The 25256-nt window shown below is 48.5% G+C and carries 27 protein-coding genes; 11 read left to right on the top strand and 16 right to left on the bottom strand.

What is annotated here, in order from left to right; all coding sequences use genetic code 11:
* Positions 1-118 precede the first annotated feature (118 nt).
* From rfaY to rfaQ, 8 genes are read right to left on the bottom strand one after another with little or no spacing between them, the layout of a single operon-like run.
* Positions 119-817, bottom strand: coding sequence for a lipopolysaccharide core heptose(II) kinase RfaY (gene rfaY / locus ACLJRS_RS16800; protein ID WP_000582817.1), 699 nt, complete (start codon positions 815-817; stop codon positions 119-121).
* Positions 818-839: 22 nt separating this feature from the next.
* Positions 840-1853, bottom strand: coding sequence for a lipopolysaccharide 1,2-glucosyltransferase RfaJ (rfaJ, locus tag ACLJRS_RS16795; protein WP_000376855.1), 1014 nt, complete (start codon positions 1851-1853; stop codon positions 840-842).
* 17 nt (positions 1854-1870) lie between these two features.
* Positions 1871-2884, bottom strand: a complete 1014-nt coding sequence (gene waaO, locus ACLJRS_RS16790; RefSeq protein ID WP_000088485.1) for a lipopolysaccharide 3-alpha-galactosyltransferase — start codon at positions 2882-2884, stop codon at positions 1871-1873.
* A 5-nt stretch (positions 2885-2889) separates the two neighbouring features.
* Positions 2890-3969, bottom strand: coding sequence for a lipopolysaccharide 1,6-galactosyltransferase (gene waaB, locus ACLJRS_RS16785; RefSeq protein WP_000683972.1), 1080 nt, complete (start codon positions 3967-3969; stop codon positions 2890-2892).
* Between the two features lie 13 nt (positions 3970-3982).
* Positions 3983-4963, bottom strand: a complete 981-nt coding sequence (locus ACLJRS_RS16780) for a glycosyltransferase (protein WP_410957864.1) — start codon at positions 4961-4963, stop codon at positions 3983-3985.
* A 55-nt stretch (positions 4964-5018) separates the two neighbouring features.
* Positions 5019-5816, bottom strand: coding sequence for a lipopolysaccharide core heptose(I) kinase RfaP (gene rfaP / locus ACLJRS_RS16775; protein WP_000229828.1), 798 nt, complete (start codon positions 5814-5816; stop codon positions 5019-5021).
* Positions 5809-6933: a glycosyltransferase family 4 protein gene (locus ACLJRS_RS16770; RefSeq protein WP_001261577.1), complete on the bottom strand. Its 1125-nt coding sequence runs from the start codon at positions 6931-6933 to the stop codon at positions 5809-5811. Before ACLJRS_RS16770 ends, rfaP begins: the two co-directional genes overlap by 8 nt.
* A complete protein-coding gene (rfaQ, locus tag ACLJRS_RS16765) occupies positions 6930-8000 on the bottom strand; it encodes a lipopolysaccharide core heptosyltransferase RfaQ (protein WP_001526672.1) in 1071 nt (356 codons plus the stop codon). The genes ACLJRS_RS16770 and rfaQ overlap by 4 nt, the downstream gene beginning before the upstream one ends.
* A 408-nt stretch (positions 8001-8408) precedes the next feature.
* Between rfaQ and waaA the strand changes: the two genes are divergently transcribed.
* Positions 8409-9686: a lipid IV(A) 3-deoxy-D-manno-octulosonic acid transferase gene (gene waaA, locus ACLJRS_RS16760; protein WP_000891580.1), complete on the top strand. Its 1278-nt coding sequence runs from the start codon at positions 8409-8411 to the stop codon at positions 9684-9686.
* Between the two features lie 8 nt (positions 9687-9694).
* Positions 9695-10174 (top strand): pantetheine-phosphate adenylyltransferase, encoded by a 480-nt coding sequence (coaD, locus tag ACLJRS_RS16755; protein ID WP_001171884.1) that lies wholly within the window; start codon positions 9695-9697, stop codon positions 10172-10174.
* 27 nt (positions 10175-10201) lie between these two features.
* On the opposite strand, the gene mutM is transcribed toward coaD, so the two are convergent.
* The 4 genes from mutM to radC all read right to left on the bottom strand — a co-directional run bounded on the left by mutM (position 10202) and on the right by radC (position 12416).
* Entirely contained in the window at positions 10202-11011 is an 810-nt protein-coding gene (mutM, locus tag ACLJRS_RS16750; RefSeq protein ID WP_001114512.1) for a bifunctional DNA-formamidopyrimidine glycosylase/DNA-(apurinic or apyrimidinic site) lyase, read from the bottom strand.
* 97 nt (positions 11012-11108) lie between these two features.
* Complete coding sequence (gene rpmG, locus ACLJRS_RS16745; RefSeq protein ID WP_001051798.1) at positions 11109-11276, bottom strand: 50S ribosomal protein L33; 168 nt, start codon at positions 11274-11276, stop codon at positions 11109-11111.
* A 20-nt stretch (positions 11277-11296) separates the two neighbouring features.
* Entirely contained in the window at positions 11297-11533 is a 237-nt protein-coding gene (rpmB, locus tag ACLJRS_RS16740) for a 50S ribosomal protein L28 (RefSeq protein ID WP_001519051.1), read from the bottom strand.
* 217 nt (positions 11534-11750) lie between these two features.
* A complete protein-coding gene (gene radC, locus ACLJRS_RS16735; protein ID WP_000380125.1) occupies positions 11751-12416 on the bottom strand; it encodes a RadC family protein in 666 nt (221 codons plus the stop codon).
* Between the two features lie 175 nt (positions 12417-12591).
* Here radC and coaBC point away from each other — a divergent pair, with 175 nt between their 5' ends.
* From coaBC to slmA, 3 genes are all read left to right on the top strand, one after another.
* Positions 12592-13812, top strand: a complete 1221-nt coding sequence (gene coaBC / locus ACLJRS_RS16730) for a bifunctional phosphopantothenoylcysteine decarboxylase/phosphopantothenate--cysteine ligase CoaBC (protein ID WP_000050176.1) — start codon at positions 12592-12594, stop codon at positions 13810-13812.
* On the top strand, positions 13790-14248 hold the full coding sequence (gene dut, locus ACLJRS_RS16725) for a dUTP diphosphatase (protein ID WP_000976078.1): 459 nt from the start codon (positions 13790-13792) through the stop codon (positions 14246-14248). Before coaBC ends, dut begins: the two co-directional genes overlap by 23 nt.
* Before the next feature lie 107 nt (positions 14249-14355).
* Positions 14356-14952, top strand: coding sequence for a nucleoid occlusion factor SlmA (slmA, locus tag ACLJRS_RS16720; protein ID WP_000818607.1), 597 nt, complete (start codon positions 14356-14358; stop codon positions 14950-14952).
* 77 nt (positions 14953-15029) lie between these two features.
* On the opposite strand, the gene pyrE is transcribed toward slmA, so the two are convergent.
* Both pyrE and rph read right to left on the bottom strand, forming a co-directional pair.
* The gene (gene pyrE, locus ACLJRS_RS16715; RefSeq protein ID WP_000806167.1) at positions 15030-15671 is read right to left on the bottom strand and encodes an orotate phosphoribosyltransferase; all 642 of its coding nucleotides are present in this window, start codon (positions 15669-15671) and stop codon (positions 15030-15032) included.
* A gap of 78 nt (positions 15672-15749) precedes the next feature.
* A complete protein-coding gene (gene rph / locus ACLJRS_RS16710) occupies positions 15750-16466 on the bottom strand; it encodes a ribonuclease PH (RefSeq protein ID WP_001247078.1) in 717 nt (238 codons plus the stop codon).
* A 125-nt stretch (positions 16467-16591) separates the two neighbouring features.
* Here rph and ACLJRS_RS16705 point away from each other — a divergent pair, with 125 nt between their 5' ends.
* A complete protein-coding gene (locus ACLJRS_RS16705; RefSeq protein ID WP_000621352.1) occupies positions 16592-17455 on the top strand; it encodes a YicC/YloC family endoribonuclease in 864 nt (287 codons plus the stop codon).
* A 49-nt stretch (positions 17456-17504) separates the two neighbouring features.
* On the opposite strand, the gene ACLJRS_RS16700 is transcribed toward ACLJRS_RS16705, so the two are convergent.
* Positions 17505-18407, bottom strand: coding sequence for a LysR family transcriptional regulator (locus tag ACLJRS_RS16700; RefSeq protein ID WP_001050861.1), 903 nt, complete (start codon positions 18405-18407; stop codon positions 17505-17507).
* Positions 18408-18480: 73 nt separating this feature from the next.
* Between ACLJRS_RS16700 and ACLJRS_RS16695 the strand changes: the two genes are divergently transcribed.
* Both ACLJRS_RS16695 and ACLJRS_RS16690 read left to right on the top strand, forming a co-directional pair.
* Positions 18481-19362, top strand: coding sequence for an HARLDQ motif MBL-fold protein (locus tag ACLJRS_RS16695; RefSeq protein ID WP_001082982.1), 882 nt, complete (start codon positions 18481-18483; stop codon positions 19360-19362).
* A gap of 250 nt (positions 19363-19612) precedes the next feature.
* Positions 19613-20230 (top strand): trimeric intracellular cation channel family protein, encoded by a 618-nt coding sequence (locus ACLJRS_RS16690; RefSeq protein WP_000924334.1) that lies wholly within the window; start codon positions 19613-19615, stop codon positions 20228-20230.
* On the opposite strand, the gene ligB is transcribed toward ACLJRS_RS16690, so the two are convergent.
* A complete protein-coding gene (gene ligB, locus ACLJRS_RS16685) occupies positions 20227-21912 on the bottom strand; it encodes an NAD-dependent DNA ligase LigB (protein ID WP_001241829.1) in 1686 nt (561 codons plus the stop codon). The genes ACLJRS_RS16690 and ligB overlap by 4 nt on opposite strands.
* 256 nt (positions 21913-22168) lie before the next feature.
* Here ligB and gmk point away from each other — a divergent pair, with 256 nt between their 5' ends.
* The 3 genes from gmk to spoT are packed head-to-tail and all read left to right on the top strand — an operon-like array spanning position 22169 to position 25252.
* The gene (gene gmk / locus ACLJRS_RS16680) at positions 22169-22792 is read left to right on the top strand and encodes a guanylate kinase (protein ID WP_000046966.1); all 624 of its coding nucleotides are present in this window, start codon (positions 22169-22171) and stop codon (positions 22790-22792) included.
* Positions 22793-22846: 54 nt separating this feature from the next.
* Positions 22847-23122, top strand: coding sequence for a DNA-directed RNA polymerase subunit omega (gene rpoZ / locus ACLJRS_RS16675; protein WP_000135058.1), 276 nt, complete (start codon positions 22847-22849; stop codon positions 23120-23122).
* An 18-nt stretch (positions 23123-23140) separates the two neighbouring features.
* Positions 23141-25252: a bifunctional GTP diphosphokinase/guanosine-3',5'-bis pyrophosphate 3'-pyrophosphohydrolase gene (gene spoT, locus ACLJRS_RS16670; RefSeq protein ID WP_000280481.1), complete on the top strand. Its 2112-nt coding sequence runs from the start codon at positions 23141-23143 to the stop codon at positions 25250-25252.
* Positions 25253-25256: the final 4 nt, after the last annotated feature.

Genomic DNA, 25256 nt, shown 5'->3' with positions numbered 1-25256 from the left:
AAATAAATGTTATATTCAATAACTAATATTACATCTCAAATTCTCTCAAGTATGTCATAACGCTGCAGCAAATAAAAGTCAGTCAGCCCCTTAAATTAAACCAAACGTGCTACATTGATCAGCGCTTTTCCTTACCCTTAATACGACGCAAGAAATTTCGAAGTTTTTTCTTATAAATCAATAAGTAAAATCCGATATCTCTCATATTATTTTTGATACCATAATGTCTTTCTAAATCAATACGATCCTTTGCTTTTCGTTGTCTGGAAGGTCTTTTTCCGGACAAATCGATAATTCTGATCTCATTGCCTTGCAGGATAAAGTTACCTTTATGGGGATCGCCCGAAACCATACCATGCTGATGCAGAGAATATATCGACTGTTTGATTTTCCCTCTCACCTCGTCAGAAATTTCTGGCATATCAACAAGTTCAATACCTTCAATATACTCAATTATCATCACGTATGTTTTTACATAGCGTAATGTTTTAATTTCCGCCAGCAGGTAAAAATCATTAAGCGCCGCAAACCCTTCACGCCGCACACGATCTGTCTGATGAAAAAGCTTTTCGTAGTAATCTCCTTTTACTAACGATTTGAAAAAGCGTTCAGTATTTTTTACTTTTGGGCTAAATACTTTGAGAATATATTTTCCGTAGTCTGTATTAATCAATACAACTTTTGTATCTTCTATATTACGAAAGACTTTAATAACCTGATGATTATAAGATAGAAAATCTTTGAATATCTCAATGTATTTTTCACCGTCTTTTTTGACAAAGACGGTATAGTTTTTAACCTTTTTTTCAATAATCATAATGGAGATTTAGGGAAGGGAATTATTTGTGGAAAAGTTTACGATAAAGATATGCGCTTCCAGCCAGAAGGCCTTTAAAATAATGACCTTGCACGAGAAGATGTTTATATCGCTTCTTAAATTCGACTATGGTACGCGCATCTTTTGCGGGAAAATCTTTCCAGGGCGAGTTCAGTCGTGCATTTTTATAATAGATAACTGAAGGATAATTTGCCCAGGCATGCCATGGTTTTGTAGCGCCCGTATAATGAATTAAAATAGTATTATCATTAATTATATTGCTATATTTTTTATGTGACTTATCTTTCAACTCACTTTTAATAGTATAAATAGTATTATACGGTCGCGGTAGAAAAATGACTTTATCCTGTAGGAGAATATTCAAAACATCCTGATCGGGATATTTAAAAGAGTCAGCTTCTTTACCTGCCAGAAGTAAAAATGCCTTTTCAGTTAAGGCATTCTCTTTCCATAATTTCAGGTTAACAAAAACCACGCCGGAGTTAAAATAACCACCTTGTAAATTAAAAGCGCTTAATCTCTCATTTACCTTATTCTGGATGGAATCAACATCTTTTACGACCGCAGCAATCTTCTCTGTCAAATCAAGCTGTAGAAGATCTTGCAAAGATCCTTTGCATACAACATCGGCATCCAAATAAAGTAGTGTGTTTACCTTCTTACTGAGATAATCGAAAGCAAATAAACGAAAATACATTGCTCTCGACCATACTTTAGTTTGAGGCAATACCTCAAGGCTTTCTACTTTAATAAGATAAAGAGAAATTTTTATGTGATGCTGTACGGCTAAACGCTCTATATATTTTACAAAACACGGAGAGTATGAATCACAAATAATGTGAAAAGCGAGCGGGATATTATTGTTTAGTACAACTGAAGCAATTGACACCCCCACACCATCAAGATAGTTTTCATCAACGCCATAAGAAATGTTTAATACGTTATCATCATTATTATTATTACTTTCATCAAAAATTTTATATTCAGCTATTTCTATCTCAGGAAATGAATCCATTACATCACCTATGGGTTTTATTCAAGAAGTTTACGTTTAAAGTAGGCTATATAATAATTTATACCCGAAGTATAATGCTTCTGATTAAACATATGCTTTGCCGCATAACGTAACTGATGGCTAGTCACTGGATTTAAAAGTGCACAATGAGACCATGGTGAGTTGCTCTTAGCCTGTAAAAAATATTGTGACACAGGGTAAGCCCCCCAACTATGCCAGGGCTTCGTTGGTCCGATATAATGAACAAATACAGTCTCAGCATCGACTGGATTAATAACTGAATCTTTTAATTCATAGTTAAGACTAAATTGTGTATTAAATTTTTTATCAACAAAACGCACTTTATTCACTAACAATATATTTAATACATCCTGATCAAGGTGCGTTATGCGCTGTACTACCTCCGGATCTTTTAGCATTTCAATCGCTTTCTTAGAGATATTTTCTGCGGTCCAAAGAGGTATGTTAATTAAAATAAAACCGGCATTAAAATAGCCAGAAACCAGCCCAGGCGTTGCCAGGCTAACCGAGCGCTTAGTCCACCACTCCAACTCGCCTTCAGCAACAACCGCCGCAATCTCATTTTCAGCGAAATTAAGATCAATAAGTTCTTGAATACTCCCTTTACATGCAATATCTGCATCCAGATAAAGTACTCTATCTGTTTTATCTGAAAAATAATCGGCGATAATGAATCTAAAGTATGTTGCATAGGTCCAGTTTTTGGTACTGGGTAGCGATTTTAAGCGCTCACAGTCGATTAGGTAAACAACGATCTGCGTAGCGTACTGTTTTGCTAATGCCTCAAATCGTTGCTGGTCTTCAGAGTCAAAGAAATCGGTAAAAACATGGAAAGCTAACGCCTTCTCTGGGTTAGCGAGGAGAACCGATGCAATAGAGACACCACAGCCAAAAAGAAAGTTTTTATCAATCCCATAAGCTATATTAAATTTATCAGCATCACTATGTTGTGCATAGTTATAATCTAAAGTCTGTTGAATGACTTCTTCTTCAAAATATTTTCTGCTCATAGTGATCACTTTTGTAATTTCGAGAATATCGCATTATTAAAATTTTTAAAATATAGCACATCGTAAAATCTCTCAATCGTGCCGGGAATAATATCATGCTGATATTTTACTTCACCAGAAATAACGCGATTAAGGTGTCCTACAAAATCATCTATAGCCCCCGGGGTGTAAAGCTCACCATTCAAGCCGGGTTTAATCATATCGCGCGGACCAGACATACAATCAGAACTAATACACGGAATTCCATATGACATTGCTTCCAGCAGGGTCATAGGAAATCCCTCAAATGCAGAGGTAAGTAGTAACGCGGTGACATTTTTTATTTTTTGCTGTACGACTTGCCACGGCGCGCTTTGCCAACCATACCAGATCACACGCTGCTCAATACCAAGCTCCCGACTATAGGCCTGGCACTTTTCAAAATCTGAGCCATCACCAATAATATGTAGCTGCCATTCCCCTGTCGTACGAGCTAAGCCATCAAATAAATCTTTAACTCTTTTCTGCCCTTCAAATTTAAGACGCCCTACATAGAGAAATACAGCGGGTTTATCGCGCTCAGGCGGCGGCACAATGATTGTTTTAATAGAGACAGGATTATAAACGACGCTAATATCTTGCGCTGAGATACCCCGTGCCATCATCTGTTCTTTAATACCACTACTGATGGCCAGATGATAATCCGCGTACGTTATACATTCTGCATGTTTTTTATGGTCGAGCGAAAAATGCGGCCACGAGAAAATAGTAAACTGTTTACCACTTTTCTTTCGTGCTTTATTGGCATAAAGACATGAGATGACATCAATACATATCACAATATCTGGTGACGTTTCTTTCAACCATTGACTAAAATTATAAACATGCTTAGCTCGACGAAGAAAACTTAATTTTATATTTGAGAATGATTGCGCATATTTAATCTCTTTTAGCCATGCTTTATCCATTTTGTCATTACGACAAAAGAAAAACATTTCACAGTTGATTTTCAGAGAGCTATTTTCAAACGTATGGATAACGTTGCTAATAACGGTTTCCATCCCTCCAAAACCAGATACCGCTTCGCCAATAAATGCTATTTTCATATATACCCCAGAGTTAAAACCTTAATCTAAAGACTTTAGATATTAAATAGCAAAAATAGTAATATAATCCTATAGAGTAATTTTTACCTGACATTTCTCTTTTTGCTTTAAGGCGTATTTCTCTTGGGGATGGTGAAAAAAACCTCCTGTTATTTTTCCATGGGGATTCATTAAAGTATCGATCAAAATATCTTGCTTTAAATATCTTATACCATGGTTTATTTGGAGTCACATAATGCATAATAATAGTATTATCTATATTTTTAGCTTCAGCATCAAAGTTAACAGATAATGTCGTTTTATTGTTAAATTTTCTTTGGAGATACTTCACCTTTCCATTGAGTAAAATATTTAAAACATCCTGATCGGCATATCTAAAAATCTTACCACAATTAATCATAGACAAAGATTCTTGAGTTACGTTATTTTTTCTCCACTCATAGTTATTAATTAACATCACGCCTGCATTGAAATACCCATTAAAATCCACCCCATAATCTAATTGTTTTACTCTTTTTTGCATATCCGGCGAGTCTAAGATCACTCCTGCGATTTCCCCTTCAAGATTAATATCAATTAACTCAGATAATGAACCATGACAAATAATATCGCAATCCAAATATAAAATTTTTGAAATTCCTTTATTAACAACATCCGGAATTAAAAAACGAAGACATGTAGATAATGGAATACCCAGAATTAACGTTTCCGGATTAATATCGAAATTATTGTTAATATGATATGCTGTAATTGATACATTAGGTTGTTTCAATTCAAGAAAAGGTAATAAATCATACTCCGACACACCCGATATCAATAAATGAAAATGCAAGTCAATATCTTTATTATTTTCGATAATGGAATATATTGCCACACCTGCCGGCATTATAAAACCATGATCAAAGCAAAGAGCAATGTCCAGTCTTCTTCCAAAAAAATCATCATGTTGAATTATGTTTTTTTGGTTTGAAATATAACTTTTAATGTCAGACATTCTGTCTATCCTTGTCTCACTCATAAATTACTCACTGAGTGCATAATTATTATAATTACAGATTTTTTCTTATTGTTCTTTCTTTGATTCGAGCGGCTTTAACATCCGCCAAGTGAATCAACCCCGATTCTTTTTGCAAAATCTCTCGCAGGGGGAGAGAGAAATACTCACGCATAAACCGGAATATATCCCGCTGAGTCAGGCCAATATTCATTGAAGAAAAATAAAGCCCAATTAAATCTTTGTCACGCCAGCGAAGGGGAACGCGCTGACGTATCTGCGCGCGATGCAGGTCGATTACGGAGATTTTTAAATCCTCTTCGCGACCAGTGAAAGGTAAATGCAGAAGAAAGTGGCAAATATAACAGTCGCGATGGTTAATTCCCCCGGCGTGCATTTTACGTACCATAGTCGCAACACGCTTAATGATCATCCACTTCACCTGCGCGTCCGGTGGATTAACAGCCCAGTCAGCACAGTAGTCTTCAAGGCTAATGGTAGGCGTTAAATCTTCGGTGATAATAAATGATGTTCTGGTTAGCGGGTTTACGCCTTTTTCACCAAAACCAACGCCGTGCATCGTATCAACGCCCAGCTCATGTAGACGATGAATAGCGTGCCATTCTCTGTCAGCGCCCAGAACAGGCATACGTAACGAAATCAGGTTCTTCACAATTTCTTTCAGCGAAGTGCCTTTATGCCACTTCAGGAAGTAGCTTTTACCGTCCAGCTCAAACCGCAATGTTCGACGCGTCTCCAGCTCTCTGAACACTTCGCCCTGTAACGTTTTCACTTCCTCAAAAGCATCTTTACCGCGCCATAGTGTGGTTAACGGCGCTTTCAGCTCAACCATCTAAATCACCTGTAATAATATCTGCGGCCTTCTCCGGTAAGCTGTATAAATCCTGGGTATCAGCATAATACCGCGCATTTTCAGCCCAGGCGTTGCGTAAGGAAGGCTGTGTCAGCGCTTTGAGTAAAACCTCATTTAACGCATCCTGGCGGAATGGTTCAGTCATCGCTTCGCCACAGTTTGCATCCACAATATAATGTGCATAACCGCACACCGCGGTTGTCAGCACCGGCAAACCAGCAGTAATGGCTTCCAGCAAAACAATACCAGCAGCTTCCTGATAGGCTGGGTGCAGTAAAAGGTCGGCTGCCGCCATTAACTCCGCGATATCATTACGTCCGGAGAAAAAATGCACATTCGTGCCGACGCCGCTTCTTTCAGCCAGTGCTGCAAACTTCTTCGGCTTATCCTGCCCGACAACATAGAGCACCGTATTTTGCCGTAAAGATTCGGGTAGCGATGCCAGCGCTTCAATAGAGCGATCCACACCTTTACGGGTAAAGTCAGACCCTACTTGCAACAGTAATTTTTGCTGTTCTGAGATACCATTTTTCTGACGATAAATTTGACGACTGTTCGGGATCTGTTGGCTATATTTTCTGTCCGGGTAAATCCCCGGAGGAAGAATATGGAAACGCTCCGCTTCAGTCTGATAATGTTTTTGGAAGTCAGCAATCTGCTTATTCGTCAGCATTAATAGTTGCGTCGGCTTGCCGTGTTCAAACGTGGCGCGTTCAAAAGCAGCATAATGCCGATAGCGTGATGTCAGGCGATAGAAAAAACCTTTTTCCTGTGCGACTTTTTCGGCATAACACACGTCTGCGGCGTAATACACATCAAGGCCCGGCATCTTATTGAATCCAACCACCCGATCGACAGGATGGTCACGCAAATGGTGTTGCACCCAGGCATAATATTCTGCGTTACGACCGTGGTTCGTCCGGGATTTAACCGGCACGCGGATTAATTCAAAATTATCCGGGCATTCCCCTTCCCATGACTGAGTATAAACACGAACCTGATGACCTCGCGCCGCCACGGTTTGGGCAATGCGCATAAAATCACGCTGCAGACCGCCAAAAGGAAAATATTTATATAAGCAAAAGGCAACTCTCATAGCAGGCTGTCCAAATCTATGGTGCGTGCCTCATGCGGCAGCATTTTTTCCGTCGCGGCGATAACATCTTCAGCCGGAATCACGGAAAGGTATTTTTTATTACGATCAAGCTCATGCCGTTCAGGCATCGGCTGATAATTTCCTGCCCAAAACTGAATGATGTCGTCGGTCCAGGGACGCCAGAACACATGATCCGTCGCGCCGAAAAGGCAAATGACCGGCGTTTTGACTGCTGCGGCAATATGACCAGGGGCCGAATCAACGCCGATAAAGAGATCCGCATGGTCAATCAACGCGCCCAATTCAGGAAAGCGAGTTTTACCCGCCAGACCAGTAACCGGTTTTGTTTCACAGCCGCGTGCAATAGCATCCACGCAGGCCATCTCGTCTGCGGCCGGGCCTGACGTCAGTACAACTTGATAACCGCGGCGCTGCACGGCATCAATAACCTGCGAGAATTTATCATTATCCCAGCACTTAAATAGCTGCCGTGCCGTAGGCTGAATAACAACATATTGTCGGGTCACACCAAGTTGTTTGAGCTGTTGTCGCATGTTTTCCCAATGTTCCGGGCGATAGCTCATGGTGGTTTCCGTGACATACTGTTTTAGCGCTAACGGCTTTAGCGCGGATAATGTGCGCTCAACAGCATGTTCTCCCGCATAAGGTACTAAATGCGTAAAGCTCTTTTTCCATAAAGCAGACTGACGATTACCGAAATCCTGCGAGATTTTTATTTTTGCGTTTAAAAAACGCACAATAAGCGCCACGCTCCACTGATCGGTGAGGTTGACGACCAGATCATACGAGTTAGCACGCAATTTTTTGATTAGCGATAGCGCGTTTTTGATCTTCTCTTTTGTTCCTGCGCCTTTGTTACTGATGCCGTAGAGTGCATTAATCTCCGGATTTTCCGACAATATCGGTATGGTGTTCTGGTAAAGAAGCACATCGATTTTTGCATCGGGATAATTCTGCTTCAGCGTGCTGATGACAGGAGTGGTAAGTAACATGTCTCCATGAAAACGCATTTTTATAATCAGAATTCTTCGAAATGGCTTTTCCACAAGCGACTCTTTGGTTGAAATTGTCCGGATAAATAAGCAGAAAAAAGCACGCTACCGCCCCAGGCTTCACAGCAACCCGATGGCTAATACCGCACTCATTTTAGATGCGCTAGTGTAACACTTCTTTCGCAGCAATCCGATACGAATAATTTTTATACACAATCATTTTTTTAGTTATAAATTCAAAGAGATAATAATTTATCCCTCTCTTGTGAATGGTCATTCCCATTGTCTGGGGCGACAAGAGCGGCAAATTTCAATGGATTGCGTAAAAATGCAAAAATAATGGGGTTCAGCGCCTGGAATCCTCGCTTCTGAGCCAATTTGGCGCAAAAATGGGAAAAGTAATGGTAAAGCCCAGGCTAAATACATAGAATCCCCAGCACATCCATAAGTCAGCTATTTACTATGCTCGAATTGCTTTACACCGCTCTTCTCTACCTTATTCAGCCTCTGATCTGGATACGGCTTTGGGTGCGTGGACGTAAAGCGCCGGCCTATCGTAAACGTTGGGGTGAACGCTACGGATTCTACCGCCGTCCGTTGAAACCGGGCGGAATCATGCTGCATTCCGTCTCGGTGGGCGAAACTCTGGCGGCCATCCCATTGGTCCGCGCTCTACGTCATCGCTATCCCGATCTGCCTATTACCGTAACGACCATGACGCCGACCGGGTCGGAGCGCGTCCAGTCCGCCTTTGGCAACGATGTTCAGCACGTTTACTTGCCTTATGATTTGCCCGATGCGCTCAATCGTTTCCTCAATGAGATTGATCCTAAGCTGGTATTGATCATGGAGACTGAGCTCTGGCCAAATCTGATTGCTGCGCTGCACAAACGTCATATTCCACTGGTTATCGCTAATGCGCGGCTTTCCGCCCGCTCCGCCGCGGGTTATGCGAAGCTTGGCAAGTTTGTCCGTACGCTCCTGCGCCGTATCACCCTGATTGCCGCGCAAAACGAAGAAGATGGCGAACGCTTTGTGGCATTGGGCGCGAAGAACAATCAGGTCACGGTCACCGGCAGTCTGAAATTTGATATTTCAGTTACGCCGCAGCTGGCGGCTAAAGCCGTTACGCTACGCCGCCAGTGGGCGCCGCACCGTCCGGTCTGGATTGCCACCAGCACCCACGATGGCGAAGAGAGTATCGTTATCGCCGCTCACCAGGCGTTATTACATCAATTCCCGAATTTATTACTGATTCTGGTGCCCCGCCATCCGGAGCGTTTCCCGGATGCTATCAATCTTGTGCGTCAGGCAGGGTTAAGCTACATCACTCGTTCTTCGGGCGAAGTACCGTCCGCCAGCACCCAGGTCGTGGTAGGCGATACCATGGGCGAATTAATGTTGCTCTATGGCATTGCCGATCTCGCCTTTGTTGGTGGTTCGCTGGTTGAACGCGGCGGTCATAACCCGCTGGAGGCCGCCGCTCATGCGATTCCGGTACTGATGGGTCCGCATACCTTTAACTTTAAAGATATTTGCGCCCGTCTGGATCAGGCGAGCGGACTTATCACGATTACCGATGCGGCTACGCTGGCAAAAGAAGTTTCCTCTTTACTGACCGACGCTGATTATCGTAATTTCTACGGACGTCACGCAGTTGAAGTGCTATATCAAAATCAGGGCGCGCTCCAGCGTCTGCTGCAACTGCTGGAACCTTATCTGCCACCGAAAACGCATTGAGGACTGTCATGCAAAAACGGGCGATTTATCCAGGTACGTTTGATCCGATTACTAACGGTCATCTCGATATTGTGACGCGCGCAACGCAGATGTTCGACCATGTCATTCTGGCTATCGCCGCCAGCCCCGGCAAGAAACCCATGTTCACCCTGGACGAACGTGTGGCGCTGGCGCAAAAAGCGACCGCACACCTGGGTAACGTAGAGGTGGTGGGCTTTAGCGACCTGATGGCCAATTTCGCCCGCGACAGACAGGCGAATATCCTGATTCGTGGTCTGCGCGCGGTGGCGGATTTTGAATATGAAATGCAGTTGGCGCATATGAATCGCCATCTGATGCCGCAACTGGAAAGCGTTTTCCTGATGCCGTCCAAAGAGTGGTCGTTTATTTCATCGTCGCTGGTCAAAGAAGTGGCACGCCATCAGGGCGATGTGACCCACTTTCTGCCGGACAATGTGCATCAGGCGCTAATGGATAAGTTGAAATAAGTTTCCTTCCCTGCCGGGCCTGGCGTTTTACTTCTGACAGTGACGGCAATAGAACGTCGCACGCTGTGCGTGTTTCGTTGCGACTATCGGCGTACCGCATACCCGACACGGCTCGCCTTTGCGCCCGTACACCTGCAACTCCTGGGCAAAATAGCCCGGTTTCCCATCGCTTTGCAGAAAATCCTTCAGCGTTGTCCCGCCTTGTTCAATAGAGCGCAGCAAAACGGCTTTAATCACCTGTGCCAGCAGGTCGCACTCCGCTGTCGAGAGTGACGACGCCAGGCGGTCAGGGTGAATACCAGCGGCAAACAGCGACTCGCTGGCGTAGATATTCCCCACGCCGACCACCAGCTTGTTATCCATCAGCCAGGGTTTAATCGCCGTCTTCTTCTTCGCGCATTTCTGCTGCAAATATTCGCCATTAAACTCATCGCTTAGCGGCTCCGGTCCCAGATGCGCCAGTACGTTATGCCCTTCCAGCTCTTTGGTCCATAACCAGGCGCCAAAGCGGCGAGGATCGGTATAACGTAGAATTTTGCCATTGCTCATCACCAAATCGACATGGTCGTGCTTTTCCGCCGGCAGCGCTTCCGACAATATCCGCAAGCTTCCCGACATCCCCAGGTGAATAATTATCCAGCCGTCAGGCAGCTCCAGCAGTAAATATTTAGCACGACGCTGAACGCTAAGGACGGGTGTATCGCTCAGACGATAAATTTCGTCTGAAACCGGCCAGCGCAGACGGCCGTTACGGATATGGGCGTGCAGGATAGTAGCGCCAACTAAATGGGGTTCAATACCCCGGCGGCTGGTTTCAACTTCGGGTAATTCAGGCATAACGTCTCCGGCTGTGTGGCAGGTCTCATTAATATGGGGACGGCCAGAAAACAAAAAACCCCGCCGAAGCGAGGTTTTTGTTACATCAAAGCGAGAATTATTTGATTTTCGCTTCTTTGTAGATCACGTGCTGACGGACAACTGGATCGAATTTTTTCAGTTCCAGTTTTTCCGGTTTAGTACGTTTGTTCTTCGTAGTGGTATAGAAGTGACCAGTACCAGCAGAAGAAACCAGCTTGATTTTCTCACGAATACCTTTAGCCATGATTTATTTCCTCTTAGTACTTAGTACTTTTCGCCACGGGCACGCAGTTCAGACAGAACTGTTTCGATGCCTTTTTTATCGATGATACGCATACCTTTAGCAGATACACGCAGGGTGACAAAACGCTTCTCGCTCTCAACCCAGAAACGGTGAGAGTGCAGGTTAGGCAGGAAACGGCGTTTAGTCGCGTTCAGTGCGTGGGAACGGTTGTTACCGGTCACCGGACGCTTGCCAGTAACTTGGCAGACTCGGGACATGTCTATTCTCCAAAAATCAAATTAGCTCGAGCTTCGTATGGGGTATCGGCGCCTCGTCAGGCTTTACAGCCTGGTCATCGCGCAGTTCTATTGAACTCTCGATTGCCAGGCCCAAATGCCAAACCCGAGATTCTCAAAGGTGGCGTAGTATACGCTGACCCGGCGATATGCTCAAGTCCCGAACAGACAAAGATCCCGATGGATCGCGCAAAGAATCTTAAATCCAGCCGCGTTCGGCAAAAGAAACGTACTCTCCGCGCCCAATTATCAGGTGATCGAGCACCCGGATATCCATAAACTGGCAACACTTTATCACGCGCTCAGTGATAAGTTTATCTGCTTTACTTGGCTCTGCGCAGCCTGAAGGGTGGTTATGCGCCAGAATGACCGCTGAAGCATTGAGTTTAATCGCTTCCCGAACAATCTCACGCGGATGCACCTCTACGTGGTTAAGCGTGCCGGAAAACAGGCGGCTGTGCTGAAGCACCCGGTGCTGGGCATCAAGGAAGATCACCAGAAAGATCTCACGCTCTTCGCACGTCAGTTGGCTTTGCAGAAATTCCCGCGTCATTTCCGGACTCAGCAACGCACTTTCCTCATTCATGCGCACGCTGTAATAGCGCCTTGCCAGCTCAGCAATGCCTTTCAACTGCGCGAATTTCGCCAGGCCGATGCCGTTTACGCCGCGAAACTGCGCAAAGTCCGCCGACAGCAGGCCATACAGCGACCCAAAGTGCTGCAATATCTCTTTTGCCAACGTCATAACATCTTTTCCCGGCGTGCCGGTACGTAAAAAAAGCGCCAGCAGCTCCACGTCGCTGAGGGAAGCAATGCCGGATCTGAGCATTTTTTCACGCGGTAATAATTCGTCCAACGTATCCATACGCGCACCTCCTTTTTTAAGGAAGCGGCATAGTGGCACAGCCTTTGGGAGAGATCGACGCCCCGATTTTGCTCTTGCGTAGCGCCTCGCAAAGTGGAGCGCAGGCAAAGACACGACGCCGTAGAGATTGTGATAAAATAGCCGCCTTTCAAAGTCACCCAACAGGAAAGACATGATGAGCCTGGCCGGTAAAAAAATTGTTCTCGGCGTTAGCGGCGGTATCGCTGCGTATAAAACGCCGGAACTGGTGCGCCGTTTACGTGAGCGCGGCGCTGACGTGCGCGTGGCAATGACCGAGGCGGCAAAAGCCTTTATTACCCCCCTGAGCTTACAGGCAGTGTCGGGTTATCCCGTATCCGACAGTCTGCTTGACCCTGCCGCCGAAGCCGCGATGGGGCATATCGAGTTGGGGAAATGGGCCGACCTGGTGATTCTTGCCCCCGCGACCGCCGATCTGATCGCCCGTGTAGCATCGGGTATGGCCAATGATTTAGTCTCCACCATCTGCCTGGCGACGCCAGCCCCGGTGGCCGTTCTTCCGGCCATGAACCAACAGATGTACCGCGCTGCCGCCACGCAACATAATCTGGAGGTGCTCGCCTCTCGCGGCCTGTTCATTTGGGGGCCGGATAGCGGCAGTCAGGCGTGCGGCGACGTAGGCCCAGGCCGAATGCTGGACCCATTAGTTATCGTTGATAAGGCCGCCGCGCATTTCGCTGCCGTCAACGATTTGCGACATCTTAATATCATGATTACGGCAGGTCCGACGCGCGAACCGCTCGACCCGGTGCGTTATATTTCCAACCACAGCTCCGGTAAAATGGGCTTCGCTATTGCGGCGGCCGCAGCGCGTCGCGGCGCAAATGTCACGCTGGTCTCCGGTCCCGTTTCGTTACCGACGCCGCCTTTTGTAAAACGGGTTGATGTCATAACCGCGCTGGACATGGAAGCCGCTGTTCAGGCCGCCGTTCAACAGCAGCACATTTTCATTAGCTGCGCCGCCGTGGCTGACTATCGCGCAGAGACTATCGCCAGTGAAAAAATCAAAAAACAGGCGGCGCAAGGTGATGAATTACTAATAAAAATGGTCAAAAACCCGGACATTGTCGCCGGGGTGGCCGCACTCAGTGACAATCGACCCTACGTTGTTGGGTTTGCCGCGGAAACGAATAATGTGGAAGAATACGCCCGGCAAAAACGTATCCGTAAGAACCTTGACCTGATTTGTGCAAATGATGTTTCTCTTTCAAATCAGGGATTTAATAGCGATAAAAACGCTTTACACCTTTTCTGGCAGGATGGAGATAAAGTCTTACCGCTTGAGCGGAAAGAACTCCTGGGCCAATTATTACTCGACGAGATCGTGACCCGTTATGATGAAAAAAATCGACGTTAAGATTCTGGACCCGCGTGTTGGTCAGCAGTTTCCGCTGCCGACTTATGCTACTTCTGGTTCTGCCGGGCTTGACCTGCGCGCCTGTCTCGACGACGCCGTAGAACTGGCGCCTGGCGCAACGACGTTGGTACCTACCGGACTGGCCATTCATATCGCCGATCCATCACTGGCGGCAGTCATGTTGCCGCGTTCGGGCCTGGGCCATAAACATGGTATCGTGCTGGGCAACCTGGTCGGGCTGATTGATTCCGATTATCAGGGGCAACTGATGGTTTCGATCTGGAACCGTGGTCAGGACAGTTTTACCATTGAACCGGGCGAACGTATCGCGCAAATGGTGTTTGTTCCGGTCGTTCAGGCCGAATTTAATCTGGTGGAAGCATTTGACGCCACCGAACGTGGCGAGGGCGGCTTCGGTCATTCTGGCCGTAAGTAAATTTTACGCATCCCCATAACGTCATAATACTGCCGCAAGCGCTGAGTTTGCGGTTATAGCGTGGGTGCTCGCCTGGCAAGTGCTTATTTTCAGGGGTATTTTGTAACATGGCAGAAAAACAAACTGCGAAAAGGAATCGTCGCGAAGAAATACTTCAGTCACTGGCGCTGATGCTTGAATCCAGCGATGGAAGCCAACGCATCACGACGGCAAAACTGGCGGCCTCGGTCGGCGTTTCCGAAGCGGCGCTATACCGCCATTTTCCCAGCAAGACCCGCATGTTCGATAGCCTGATTGAGTTTATCGAAGATAGTCTGATTACCCGTATCAATCTGATTTTAAAAGATGAAAAAAACACCAGCACGCGTTTGCGCCTGATTGTGTTGCTGATTCTGGGTTTTGGCGAACGCAACCCTGGCCTGACGCGCATTCTTACCGGGCACGCGCTGATGTTTGAACAGGATCGCCTGCAGGGGCGCATTAATCAGCTTTTTGAACGCATCGAAGCGCAGCTCCGCCAGGTGCTACGAGAAAAAAGAATGCGTGAAGGCGAAGGCTACACGACGGATGAAAATCTGCTGGCAAGCCAGCTGTTAGCCTTCTGTGAAGGGATGCTTTCACGGTTCGTGCGTAGCGAATTTAAATACCGCCCAACGGACGATTTCGACGCCCGCTGGCCGCTCATTGCCGCTCAGCTACAGTAACGCTGACTGGATAGTGGCTCACGCCTTATCCAGGCGACAGAAACATAAGCCCGGTAAAGCGCCACCGGGCAATTCGCTTACACGCCAAATTCTTCCCGGTATGCTCGCACAGCCGCCAGATGCTCAGCCATATCAGGTTTTTCTTCCAGATAGGCAATCAGGTCTTTCAGCGTAATGATGGAGATAACCTTACAACCATAGTCGCGCTCCACTTCCTGAATCGCGGAAATCTCGCCGCGGCCACGTTCCTGACGATCCAACGAAATCAGTACGCCAGCCAGTGTAGCCCCGTGCGCCTGAATAATCTCCATCGACTCGCGAATCGCCGTACCTGCGGTAATCACGTCATCCACCAGCATCACGCGGCCCTGTAGCGCGCTGCCCACCAGACTCCCGCCTTCGCCATGATCTTTTGCCTCTTTGCGGTTAAAGCAGTACGGCAGGTCTTTATCGTGATGTTCCGCCAGCGCAACCGCCGTCGTCGTCGCGATCGGAATACCTTTGTACGCGGGGCCAAACAGCAGATCAAATTCAATACCGGAATCCACCAGCGCTTCGGCATAAAAACGGCCTAACAACGCCAGGTCGCGCCCGGTATTAAACAGCCCGGCGTTGAAGAAATAGGGGCTTTTGCGCCCGGATTTCAGCGTAAACTCGCCAAACTTTAGTACCTGCTTGTTAAGCGCAAACTCAATAAACTGGCGCTGATACGGTTTCATGGATTCGCTCCTTTTCTTACTTTCATCATTTACGAAATTTACGGACAAAAAAAAGGCGACTTTTCAGTCGCCTTAAAATCAATTTTCTAGCGCCGCCTTCTGCGTCGCCACAATGGATTCAATTCCCCCTCGGGCCAGCGCCAACAAAGTGAGAAGTTCTTCATGGCTGAACGGCTCGCCTTCCGCGGTACCCTGTACTTCAATAATGCGGCCGTCTTCAGTCATCACGACGTTCATGTCGGTTTCTGCGGCGGAATCTTCAACATATTCCAGATCGCAGATCGCTTCGCCGTTAACGATGCCTACGGAAACCGCCGCCACCATGCCTTTCATCGGATTGGTTTTCAGCTTACCGTTGGCAACCAATTTATTCAGCGCATCCGCCAACGCCACGCAGGCACCGGTAATAGACGCTGTACGCGTACCGCCATCGGCCTGGATTACATCGCAGTCCAGCGTAATGGTAAATTCGCCGAGCGTTTTCAGATCGACCGCCGCACGCAGCGCACGCGCGATCAAACGCTGAATTTCCATAGTACGGCCGCCCTGCTTACCCTTTGCCGCTTCACGCGCATTACGGGTATGGGTAGCGCGAGGCAACATGCCATACTCTGCGGTGATCCACCCCTGGCCTTGCCCTTTCAGAAAACGAGGGACGCCTTCTTCAATGGAGGCGGTGCACAACACTTTGGTATCTCCAAATTCGACCAGTACCGAGCCTTCAGCGTGTTTTGTATAGTTACGGGTCAGGGTTACGGGACGCACCTGATTAGCGCTACGGCCTGCTGGACGCATATTGAGATCTCCGGCTTAAAACGAATGTGGCTGCGCATTATACGGACTTCCGATGGTTATTCCTATCCTGACAAGGCATGGATAGCTATAATCCCCTCATCTCTCCTTTAAAAACGGGAACATCTATGATCCGCAGTATGACCGCCTACGCCCGGCGTGAAATCAAGGGTGAATGGGGTAGCGCGACCTGGGAAATGCGCTCGGTAAACCAGCGTTATCTGGAAACTTACTTTCGTCTGCCGGAACAGTTCCGTAGTCTTGAACCCGTCGTGCGCGAACGCATTCGTACACGCCTGACGCGTGGCAAAGTCGAATGTATGCTGCGTTTTGAACCCGATGCCAGCGCGCAAGGCGAGCTTATTCTGAATGAAAAGCTCGCGAAACAATTAGTTAGCGCCGCAAACTGGGTCAAAATGCAGAGCGACGAAGGGGAAATCAATCCGGTTGATATTTTGCGCTGGCCAGGTGTCATGGCGGCGCAAGAGCAGGATCTGGACGCGATTGCCGCAGAAATTTTAGCCGCGCTGGACGGTACCCTGGATGACTTTATCGTCGCGCGCGAAACGGAAGGCCAGGCGCTGAAAGCGCTGATTGAACAACGTCTGGAAGGCGTCAGCGCCGAAGTAGCGAAAGTCCGCGCGCATATGCCGGAAATCCTGCAATGGCAGCGTGAGCGCCTGGTCGCGAAGCTGGAAGATGCTCAGGTTCAGTTGGAAAACAACCGTCTGGAGCAAGAGCTGGTGATGATGGCGCAGCGCATTGATGTGGCGGAAGAGCTGGATCGTCTGGAAGCGCACGTCAAAGAGACTTACAACATTCTGAAGAAAAAAGAGGCGGTAGGTCGCCGTCTGGACTTCATGATGCAAGAATTTAACCGTGAGTCGAACACCCTGGCCTCCAAATCCATCAACGCTGATGTAACTAACTCCGCTATTGAATTAAAAGTGTTGATCGAGCAAATGCGCGAGCAAATCCAGAATATTGAATAATTCTGGCGCTCAATATGTCATAGAGCCCGCCTTATGCGGGCTCTCGCGTTTATCGGTAGTACGTTTTTAATTTCCGGCGAATAGCGTCGATAAGGCGCCGCTTCCACTCTACCGTTGAAGCCCGATACTGCATAAAAATAGCGCCTTCCGCCTGCTCCCCGGCAAGCGGCAGGACAAAAAGACCGCGCTTATCGGATAAATTTTCATACCAGGGGCGCGGTACAATCGCCATTAGCGGCGCCGACTGGACAGCAGGCGCCAGTTGACTGTAATCATGACAAACAAACGCCAGCGGACGTTCAAACCCGGCACGAGCCTGCTGCCTGTCCAGTTCGTTGTTCTCTTTTGTCCACGGCAAACAGTAAATGTGTTGATAATGCTGCAGATCAGCAAAATTCAACGCTGCGGCATTCTCCAGACGTGAACGCAATGGCGCGCCATAAACCGCGATCAAACGCGTCGTCCCCACCCGCTCGTAATGCAGAGCGCTGACCTGCTTTTGATGGTCGCCAATTGCCAGCACCAAATCAACCGAGCTATCCAACAGTTCATCACGCCAGGGTCGGCGGGCAAAAGGAAGGCACTCGATCACCGCCTGATGAAGATGACCTTTCTCTGCGAGAACGGGCGTAAGCAGCGCGTTCAATGCGGGAGGAAGTACCACCCGGAAACAACGGGAGCCGTTCTCTTTATCGCCAAACAGCTCCTCATTAAGCGAAACAAACACAGGCGCCAATTTGTCACGCAGCGCCTGCGCATAAGGCGTAGCAATCTGGCGGTTCCCTTCCCGTCGAAACAACGGGTCGTTTAGCGCATCGCGCAATCTCATTAACGCATGACTTACCGCAGAAGGCGATAAAGCCAGCTTTTGCGCCGTTTTCCCCGTAGAGCTCGTCTCCAGCAGCACATACAGTACTTTTAACAGGTTCATATCCATTTGCAGCAAGTTCATTAAACGTCTCTCTTATTGAACCTGGCTAAATTACTGCCAAGTATACTGCGGGCGCTTCAATCAGGAGAACATTATGAATCGCTATGCATTATTCCTTGTATGTATATTTTCAACATCAGCACTTCCTGCCATGGCGGCATTAGATCCTTCACAACCGTTATCACCCGCGCCTCCGTTATCACTGTTTAAAGCGTGGGCTAAGCCTATAAAGCCGTTTCAAATCACAGAAGGCGTGTGGTATGTCGGCACGAAAAATCTCTCTTCTATTCTGCTGACCACTCCGGCAGGGCATATTCTTATTGATGCGGGGTTGGATGAAAGCGCACCGCAAATTAAAGAGAATATTGAAGCGGCAGGATTCCGCCTCACAGACGTGCGCTATCTGTTGAATAGCCATGCGCGGCTGGATCAAGCGGGGGGCATGGCACGTTTGAAAGCGTGGAGCGGCGCACAATTGGTCGCCAGCCAACCCAACGCCGATCAGATGGCGAGGGGTGGACGAGAGGATTTTGCGCTTGGCGATGCGCTCCCCTTCCCGCCCGTCACCACTGATAAAATTATCCACAACCAGGAAAGCATCAGCCTCGGAGGGATAAGCGTGACAGCACTATTCACGCCTGGACATCTGCCCGGCTCAACTTCCTGGCGCGTAACGCTCCGCAACGGCAAGACGCTAATTTACGCAGATAGTCTCGCCACACCTGACTATCTGCTGATTAACAACAAAAATTACCCTGACCTGGTTACTGATATTCAGAGTAGCTTTAAGACACTGGCCGCCCAGCATGTTGATATCTTTATTGCCAACAAAGGTGACCGCTTCGGGCTACTGGAGAAACGACAGCAACTTCGCAACGGCGATACACACGCATTCTTTGATTCCAATGGGTTGCAACAGTATGTGGAACGCTCGCGTCAGCGCTTCATCACACAACTTACCGCACAGCAGCCATAATGAAATGACTCACCGGCGGCGCGTCCAGGGCGCCGTTCTTTTAAATTATCTAAGTCAAAACAGAAAAACCTCGCATACAATAAACCACAAAAATGATGCTCAATTTATTGATATTTATAATAAATAATTATTAATCATAAATTTAAAATCATTACTAAAATTTATTAATCGCGTAATGCCTTAGAAAATCTCAATCGTGATACAGCGCACAAATCGTTAATCTTCGCCCCCAGTAAATTAGGGGGAAATCATGCTGTTGCACGTTCTTTATTTAATTGGCATCACTGCCGAGGCCATGACGGGCGCACTCGCTGCGGGTCGTCGTCGCATGGATACATTCGGCGTAATTATTATTGCTACCGCCACCGCCATTGGTGGAGGCTCGGTTCGCGACATTCTGCTCGGTCACTATCCGCTGGGTTGGGTGAAGCATCCCGAATATGTCATTATTGTGGCGACTGCCGCTGTATTGACCACCATTGTTGCCCCCGTCATGCCCTATTTACGCAAGCTTTTCCTGGTACTTGACGCGCTGGGGTTGGTGGTTTTCTCTATTATTGGCGCTCAGATAGCCCTTGATATGGGCGAAGGGCCAATTATCGCCGTGGTAGCCGCCGTCACTACCGGCGTCTTTGGCGGCGTGCTCCGCGATATGTTCTGCAAACGCATTCCACTGGTGTTTCAAAAAGAGCTATATGCCGGCATTTCGTTCGCCTCGGCGGTGCTCTATATTGCGCTGCAACATTACGTCATGAATCCGGATGTCGTCGTTATCTCTACGCTACTGTTTGGCTTTACAGCAAGGTTATTAGCGCTACGTCTTAAACTTGGCCTGCCGGTATTTTATTACCGCCATGAAGGGCACTAAGACCCAAATCCGGGAATATGCTGAGCAGCCAGCCATCTGCTCAGCGTTTTGATCTGCGGATTATTCCGCCAGTCGATGACTCTCCCGGCACGACGCTCGCCCGTCGCTGGTAACTGCCGCCAGTGTTGCTCTGTTCGCATTAATAACTGCTCCCATGAACGATCGCCGCTGGCCTGTAATGCAGCTTGCGTTAAGGGGATATCCATCGCCATGATCCAGCGGGTAAACGACTGCCGGCGCGCCAGGTTAAATTGCCGCCATATCTGCTCGCTTTTTCCTTTAGCAAAGCCTGGCGTGTTGGCTATTTGCGCTGACGTCAGGGCAAGCCAGGAGAAGATATGCTCAAAGCGATGCGTCTGATGCAAGGCCCGCCAGCTGGCTTCGCCCATTCCGTCCAGACCCAACGCCGACCGTGACCCCAGCCATACCAGCCTGGAGATAAACTGTTCCTGACACGTTTCCGACGCGTAAAAGCAGGTCAGCGAGTTGAAATGGCTATCAGGCGGTACAGGCTTACTCCGCTCACGACTCCGCCAGACGACCTCATCAAGCCGGGGAATGCCTTGCCCCGCCAGACTCACCAGGATCTGATCGCCCGGCGCGATATCCCACGCTTCCCAACGCTTCACAGAACCGATATTGACCCGCTGAACCCGCTTATCATCCAATATAACGGGGACAAGCGACGCTACTACAGTAATTTTGCCGCTTTTCCCCACCGAGAACTGAATAGCGCTCACTTGCGCGACCTGCGCTACTGGCGGATATTTCCATGCTGCCAGCCAGTCGCCCTGCCCGGGTCGCCAGTATTGTGACGCGGGTTCTTTAGCCATGCGTATCACTACGCCATCCGTCACAAAGGGTAATGCTGACGTCAGCCATGACTGGCGCGCCCGCTCGACCTCGCTGGCATCGTTTACCGCCAGAGAATATTTCTTCGTCAGACTGAATCCAGCCTTAGCAAGTTGGCTTAATCTTTCGGGCATTTTTGCCGGACCGTCCGGCCACTCCCAAATAAAAATACCCAACGAATTTAGCGCGGAGGCGTTATCCTGGCGCATTAACATTCCTGCGACTTTCGAGCGCGCATTCATCCCGCCCATCCGTTGCTGGATATGTCCCTCGCGCTGTAGAAAGATTTCGCCCTGCAACACCGCGTTAGCAAGCGCGCCTTGTGTTGACTGCGGTATAGAGGGGATCAGGCGAATTTTTGGCGTCCAGTCCTCGCCTTGTAGTCCGTTACCCCGGCTGATAGCCCTGGTCAGTTTACCGTTTTGATAAACCAGCGTTACCGCTACGCCATCCACTTTTGGTTGTACCCAAAGCTCGCTGCGCCCGCGCATCCACTGTTCTACCGCCTGTCGGTCCGCGAGTTTACGTACGCCCGTGTGCGCAACAGGGTGCATTGTTGTACCGTTTAACGGCGGTGAAACCGGAGTAGATGAAACATCCTGACCAACACAGCGTTGCCACTGAACCAGCCTTGCGCTGAGTTGGTCGTACACACTATCGTCAACCGCGCTAACACCTTGTTTCCAGTAGATGTCATTCCAGTCAGCGAGCTGTTGCTGTAAACGGGCGATTTCTTCAGCGGCCCTTGCTGGCGGCCAGGCCGGGCAAAGCGCCCCACTCTGCGAATGCCACAATAAAATTCCCCACGCCATACTTTTCCATAATCTCATCACGACCTCCTGCGCACATTGCCCGGCAGGTATAGCGCTTTAGTGAATAAAAACCGACAGGTAAAAATGCATCATCCGAGCCGCTTTCCAGATTTTTTGGTGGGTTGCTGCAACGACGCGATAAAAGCGGAAAAAGGGACGCAAAATGCAATAATCTGGCGCAAAAAGTGTGACAAAGACTACGTCGCATAACGGCGATGTGTATAATAAGCCCGTATCAAGGCTCTATTTCGATAATCACAGACGTAAGATACTCATGGCTCAAGGTACGCTTTATATTGTTTCTGCCCCCAGTGGCGCGGGTAAATCCAGCCTGATTCAGGCTTTATTAAAAACCCAACCGTTGTACGACACTCAGGTTTCCGTTTCACATACCACGCGCGCGCCGCGTCCGGGTGAAGTGCACGGTGAGCACTATTTCTTTGTAAATCATGATGAGTTTAAAACCATGATTGGCAGGGAGGCGTTTCTGGAGCACGCGGAAGTGTTTGGCAATTACTACGGCACTTCGCGCGAAACCATTGAGCAAGTGCTGGCAACTGGCGTTGATGTTTTTCTGGATATCGACTGGCAGGGCGCCCAGCAAATTCGCGAAAAGATGCCGCAAGCACGCAGCATTTTTATTTTGCCGCCATCAAAGATCGAATTGGATCGCCGTTTACGCGGCCGCGGGCAAGATAGCGAAGAAGTCATTGCCAAACGAATGGCGCAAGCGGTTGCAGAAATGAGCCATTACGCCGAATATGATTATCTTATTGTGAATGACGACTTTGATACCGCGTTAAGCGACTTGAAAACCATCATTCGCGCTGAACGTCTGCGTATGAGCCGCCAAAAGCAGCGTCATGACGCTTTAATCAGCAAATTGTTGGCAGACTGAACCCACTTTCAGTATCATGCCCAGTCATTTCTTCACCTGTGGAGCATTTTAAGTATGGCACGCGTAACTGTTCAGGACGCTGTAGAGAAAATTGGTAACCGTTTTGACCTGGTACTGGTCGCCGCGCGTCGCGCTCGTCAGATGCAGGTAGGCGGAAAGGATCCGCTGGTACCGGAAGAAAACGATAAAACTACCGTTATCGCGCTGCGCGAAATCGAAGAAGGTCTGATTAACAACCAGATCCTCGACGTCCGCGAGCGCCAGGAACAGCAAGAGCAGGAAGCCGCTGAATTACAAGCCGTTACCGCTATTGCTGAAGGTCGTCGTTAATCACAAAGCGGGTCGCCCTTGTATCTGTTTGAAAGCCTGAATCAACTGATTCAAACCTACCTGCCGGAAGACCAGATTAAGCGTCTTCGGCAGGCGTATCTCGTTGCACGTGACGCTCACGAGGGCCAGACACGTTCAAGCGGTGAACCCTATATCACGCACCCGGTAGCGGTGGCCTGTATTCTGGCCGAGATGAAACTCGACTACGAAACGCTGATGGCCGCTCTGCTGCATGACGTGATTGAAGATACCCCCGCCACCTATCAGGACATGGAACAGCTTTTCGGTAAAAGCGTTGCCGAGCTGGTAGAGGGGGTGTCGAAACTTGATAAGCTCAAATTCCGCGATAAGAAAGAGGCGCAGGCCGAAAACTTTCGCAAAATGATTATGGCGATGGTGCAGGATATCCGCGTCATCCTCATTAAGCTTGCTGACCGTACCCATAACATGCGCACGCTGGGCTCGTTACGCCCGGATAAACGTCGTCGTATTGCCCGTGAAACGCTGGAAATCTACAGTCCTCTGGCGCACCGTTTAGGTATTCATCACATCAAAACCGAGCTGGAAGAGCTGGGCTTTGAAGCGCTGTATCCCAATCGTTACCGCGTCATCAAAGAAGTGGTAAAAGCGGCGCGCGGCAACCGTAAGGAGATGATCCAAAAAATCCTCTCTGAAATCGAAGGACGTTTGCAAGAGGCGGGAATTCCGTGTCGCGTTAGCGGTCGCGAAAAACATCTTTACTCGATCTACTGCAAAATGGTGCTCAAAGAGCAGCGTTTTCACTCGATCATGGACATTTACGCTTTCCGCGTCATCGTTCATGACTCCGATACCTGCTATCGCGTACTCGGCCAGATGCACAGTCTCTATAAGCCGCGTCCGGGACGGGTGAAAGACTATATTGCCATTCCCAAAGCGAACGGCTATCAGTCTTTGCACACCTCAATGATCGGCCCGCACGGCGTTCCTGTTGAAGTCCAGATCCGTACCGAAGACATGGATCAGATGGCGGAAATGGGGGTCGCGGCGCACTGGGCGTATAAAGAACACGGTGAGACCAGCACCACGGCGCAGATCCGCGCCCAGCGCTGGATGCAGAGCCTGCTGGAGCTACAACAGAGCGCCGGTAGTTCGTTTGAATTTATCGAAAGCGTAAAATCCGATCTCTTCCCGGATGAGATTTACGTTTTCACCCCGGAAGGGCGTATTGTCGAACTGCCCGCTGGCGCTACGCCGGTGGATTTTGCCTATGCAGTGCATACCGACATCGGTCACGCCTGCGTCGGCGCGCGTGTCGACCGCCAGCCTTATCCGCTGTCGCAGCCGCTTAGCAGCGGTCAGACCGTCGAAATTATTACCGCGCCGGGCGCGCGTCCCAACGCCGCCTGGCTGAACTTTGTCGTCAGCTCTAAAGCGCGCGCTAAAATTCGTCAGTTGCTGAAAAACCTCAAACGTGATGACTCCGTAAGCCTGGGCCGTCGTCTGCTTAACCATGCCTTAGGCGGTAGTCGTAAGCTGGCGGAAATTCCGCAGGAAAATATTCAGCGCGAATTGGATCGTATGAAGCTGGCAACGCTTGACGATCTGCTGGCAGAAATCGGTCTCGGCAACGCGATGAGCGTAGTGGTCGCGAAAAATCTGCAGCAAGGCGAAGCCGTGGTGCCGACCGTTGCGCAATCGAATCACGGCCACCTGCCGATTAAAGGCGCGGATGGTGTGCTTATCACCTTTGCGAAGTGTTGTCGTCCGATCCCAGGCGACCCGATCATCGCTCACGTCAGCCCAGGTAAAGGACTGGTGATCCACCATGAATCCTGCCGTAATATCCGTGGATACCAGAAAGAGCCAGAGAAATTTATGGCGGTCGAATGGGACAAAGAGACGGAGCAGGAATTCATTACCGAAATCAAGGTGGAAATGTTTAACCATCAGGGCGCGCTGGCTAACCTGACGGCGGCGATTAATACCACCACCTCCAATATTCAAAGCCTGAATACTGAAGAGAAAGATGGTCGCGTCTATAGTACCTTTATTCGCCTTACCGCACGCGATCGCGTACATCTGGCGAATATCATGCGCAAAATCCGCGTGATGCCAGACGTTATTAAAGTCACCCGTAACCGAAACTAGCGCT

Source organism: Salmonella sp. SAL00670 (assembly GCF_046552235.1).
Lineage (GTDB): Bacteria > Pseudomonadota > Gammaproteobacteria > Enterobacterales > Enterobacteriaceae > Salmonella > Salmonella enterica.
Note: the sequence above shows the minus strand (reverse complement) of the source record. Positions and strands in the feature narration are given on the sequence as shown.